Origin of the sequence: Robbsia andropogonis, from assembly GCF_000970345.1 — a bacterium.
GTDB classification, from domain to species: Bacteria; Pseudomonadota; Gammaproteobacteria; order Burkholderiales; family Burkholderiaceae; genus Robbsia; species Robbsia andropogonis.
Map to the genome: position 1 here is coordinate 1 of NZ_LAQU01000102.1, position 3368 is coordinate 3368.

The 3368-nt window shown below is 53.5% G+C and carries 5 protein-coding genes; 3 read left to right on the forward strand and 2 right to left on the reverse strand.

All coding sequences use genetic code 11. From position 1 onward, the window contains the following. Positions 1-100: 100 nt before the first annotated feature. Genes WM40_RS26000 through WM40_RS26010 form a run of 3 tightly spaced genes read left to right on the forward strand, consistent with a single transcriptional unit; the run spans position 101 to position 1655 of the window. Positions 101-391: a putative quinol monooxygenase gene (locus tag WM40_RS26000; protein ID WP_046154482.1), complete on the forward strand. Its 291-nt coding sequence runs from the start codon at positions 101-103 to the stop codon at positions 389-391. Positions 392-448: 57 nt separating this feature from the next. Beyond that, positions 449-1219, forward strand: a complete 771-nt coding sequence (locus WM40_RS26005; protein ID WP_046154483.1) for an SDR family NAD(P)-dependent oxidoreductase — start codon at positions 449-451, stop codon at positions 1217-1219. A gap of 37 nt (positions 1220-1256) precedes the next feature. Beyond that, positions 1257-1655: a GlcG/HbpS family heme-binding protein gene (locus WM40_RS26010; protein ID WP_046154484.1), complete on the forward strand. Its 399-nt coding sequence runs from the start codon at positions 1257-1259 to the stop codon at positions 1653-1655. A gap of 14 nt (positions 1656-1669) precedes the next feature. Here WM40_RS26010 and WM40_RS32670 read toward each other — a convergent pair whose 3' ends face one another. Next, positions 1670-1801, reverse strand: coding sequence for a TetR/AcrR family transcriptional regulator C-terminal domain-containing protein (locus tag WM40_RS32670; RefSeq protein ID WP_096349231.1), 132 nt, complete (start codon positions 1799-1801; stop codon positions 1670-1672). A gap of 91 nt (positions 1802-1892) precedes the next feature. Further along, complete coding sequence (locus WM40_RS32200; RefSeq protein ID WP_052738550.1) at positions 1893-2333, reverse strand: TetR/AcrR family transcriptional regulator; 441 nt, start codon at positions 2331-2333, stop codon at positions 1893-1895. Positions 2334-3368: the final 1035 nt, after the last annotated feature.

The window sequence follows — 3368 nt, forward strand, 5'->3', positions numbered from 1 at the left end:
GCACAGTGCAGTATATAATAATTTCTATGGCGATCGTGTACCCCGTTGCTCAGTGACGTCGCCATCGCCCCTTCCCCCCCATCTGTTATGGAGAATTCGCATGAAACCGATCACTGTCATCGCATTCCCGCTCGCACCCGTCGGCAAAGAGGCTGAGCTTGCCAAGCAATTTGAAATTCTGGTGGCGGCAACCCGCAACGAGCCAGGTTGCCTTTCATTCACGGCACATCGCCACGGCCAAATCAGCAATCGCTTTGCAGTTTTTGAGAAGTTTCGCGACCAGGCTGCGTTTGATGCCCACCTTGAATATCCGCACACCAAGGCGTTCGTGAAGTGGATCCAAGAAAACGGTGCCGTTCTGAACTTTGAGTTTTGGGACGAACTCGCTTAAAGCAGTCGCCGCGCGCATGACACGCGCGCCTCCTTATTCAATCTTCGAGCGTTCGCTATGTCTTCCCACTTTAAAGATCAGGTAGTCGTTGTTACGGGCGCCGCGGGCGGCATTGGAATGGAAGTCGTTCGCGAATTCCTGTCTGCCGGCGCAAAAGTGATAATGTCCGATAGAAATGAAGAGCTTGGACGGTCCGCTATTTCGAGTCTGCCGGCTGCACACGCCGACTGTGCTTCGTTCATTGCTTGCGATATCGCAGACGAGACATCAATCGACCGACTCTACGAGCACGTTGCGAAACAGTTCTCTCGGCTAGATATCGTGATCAACAACGCCGGCATCGACGGCGAGCTCGGCTCTCTGGACCAGCAGACCACGCAGAACATAGACAACGTGCTTTCGGTCAATGTCCGGGGCACCGCGTTGAGCATGCGAGCAGCACTACGGATCATGCGTCACCAACGATCCGGTGTCATCGTTAACGTCGCATCCATCGCAGGCCACGTCGGGTTTGCAGGTTCGCCGATTTATACTGCCTCGAAGCACGCGATTCTCGGGCTGACCAAGGCGGCGGCCTTAGAAAACGCCCGCAATGGAATTCGAGTGTGCGCAGTAAGCCCTGGCGCGGTGGACACCGATATGACCAATCGCTTCACAGGCCGCGACGCTGCGGCAAAAGCCAACATGATCGACGGAATCCCGTTAGGTCGCATGTGTGAGCCGAGCGAGATTGCCAAAGGCATTCTCTTCATGTCCTCACCAGGAGCAGCGCTGCTTGTCGGCCATACGCTCAATCTTGACGGTGGATGGGCGGGCGTCAAAGCCTAACTGTCCTGAACGCAGCTGGGACATCGAAGGAGCCGAAATGAGATATTCCCTTCGCCTAGATCTGGCCGATGCGAAGCGAATTGCGCGAGAAGCACGTGCTCGCGCGAAAAAACTCGGCATTTTCGTGAGTGTGGTCGTGCTACACGACAGCGGACAGCTTATCTATCTGGAACGGCAAGATCGCGCCCAATTCCAAACGCCGGAAGTTGCCAAAGGTAAAGCGCTGACCGCAGTTATGATGCGCAAGCCCAGCAAAGATATCGAGGATGCGACGTTGTCCCGGCCAACCTTGGCAACCTTCCACGACGGGCGCTTGCCGATTCAAGGTGGGTACCCACTCGTGTCTGAGGATGTGCGCGCTGGCGCAATTGGGGTGTCGGGAGGCACGCCCGATCAAGATGATCAAATTGCCCACGCAGGGGCCCAGGCGCTGTAAGCACCAGGCCTCCGCTATGCTTCCTTGGCTCGGTAAAAGCTAAGGAACATATCTACCGCAGCCTCGACGATATAGTCGCGCTCATGCTTGGAGTAGACCTCATCCACACCAACCACACGCACCCACAGCAATGGTTCGTCAATCAGCCCAAGAAATTAGACGCCCCGCCGATCAATGGATTCTTGATCTTCAATGATTTGCGCTTTACCAACGCTTGAAGATACTCCACAACGGCACTCATCGCCGGGCCGTCTTACCTTTGTCGACGAATGTCTTGGTCAACGAGGGAAATCGTGGACCATCCGAGATTACCATTCGCAAAAACGCGAGCGACTCCGCGGGCGCCCAAAATTCCGCGATCGCGTGCCCCAGCCTCGTTAAGCCAATTTTCGGATCATTCAAGGATGCCTCGTCGCGCGTAATGCCGAGGACAGGAAATCCAGTCCACACCCGCTCAATCATCTCTGCGAACAGTTGCTCCTTGCTCTCGAACTGGTTGTAAAGGGTCCGTCTCGCCGCGCCAGATGCTGCTGCGACACGGTCCATGCTCGTGCCCTCATAGCCATGCTGCAAGAAAACCTGCGTCGCCGCCTCCAAAATCACTTCTCGCTTCGAATTGGAGCGGCCTAGGGATTTCGCAGACACCGTGTTGGGAGACTTCTCTACCGTATCGCTCATGAGTGAGTGATCGTCCTAAATAGCTGAGACTGCAAGCGCTGTTGCACAAGGCAAACGCCGAAGCCAGGTGAAGACCGTATTGTACGCAATGCTGTCTCATTAGTATGGCCGCCATGCATTTATAATTGCCATAACAACCATCAAAACAATTAGAAATTGCACTGCACTGCGCAATGCATGTACAATAAATCCATGATTGAGTTCACGATCGGTCGTTGACGCTCCTGACCTAGAGATGCCGGCGAAAAATTGTGAATGATTCTCGATTACTCGCCAATTCGCCGCACGGCGCCTTACTGTTCGGGAGGCTGTTATGCAGTTATCTGACTTCGTGGTCCATGACGTTAGTCACTTTCCGGCCGTGCGCTGCACACCGGCGACTGTTTACCCCGGCTATAGCAAACAGTGGCAAGACGAATTGGAAACATTGCTGGCGCTGAACCGTCCTTTTTCATGGTTTTCGAAGATGGCGAATTCAAGGAGGCGCCTGAGGACACGAAGGTACGAGCGATTTGGCTCAGAGAAAACAAGGGATGCCTCTCCCGAGTGTGTAAGTCCATTGTCGCCGTCGAACCAGATGCCGAACGCAGGTGCAAGCTCGTCGCGCAATGCCCGGGCTTGTCAAAAGCATTTGGAATTCCGAGATTCATCGCCTGCGACAGCGAGGAAGCGTTTCAACTCGATTCGGGAAGATGTAAGCTGCTGTCCGCATTGATGTGCGGCCGCAGAAAATATTTCTCATAAACTTATTATGCACTCCATATCTAATACATGATTTGACAATCACGTACCACCGCAAATCTTAATTCCCTCATCAGCTATTGGCAATTTGTGCTTCTGATAATGCGCAATTCACCACATCGAAAAACTCCCTCGCGAACTCAGCGTTCACGAGAGTCCAGATTTGCCTCTGATCAATAACCCTATAAAGCCATAATGTACCTATCACACCGACGGTCGCATCTTTGCCGATCTGCCCTCAGACTAAATGCATCCTCATATCGTGCAATTCTTTTTTCAACCTTTTGCGCAGCG

Coding starts and splice junctions, on each gene's coding strand:
- WM40_RS26000 (WP_046154482.1), top strand. CDS start 101: ATGAAACCGATCACTGTCATCGCATTCCCGCTCGCACCCGTCGGCAAA.
- WM40_RS26005 (WP_046154483.1), top strand. CDS start 449: ATGTCTTCCCACTTTAAAGATCAGGTAGTCGTTGTTACGGGCGCCGCG.
- WM40_RS26010 (WP_046154484.1), top strand. CDS start 1,257: ATGAGATATTCCCTTCGCCTAGATCTGGCCGATGCGAAGCGAATTGCG.
- WM40_RS32200 (WP_052738550.1), bottom strand. CDS start 2,333: ATGAGCGATACGGTAGAGAAGTCTCCCAACACGGTGTCTGCGAAATCC.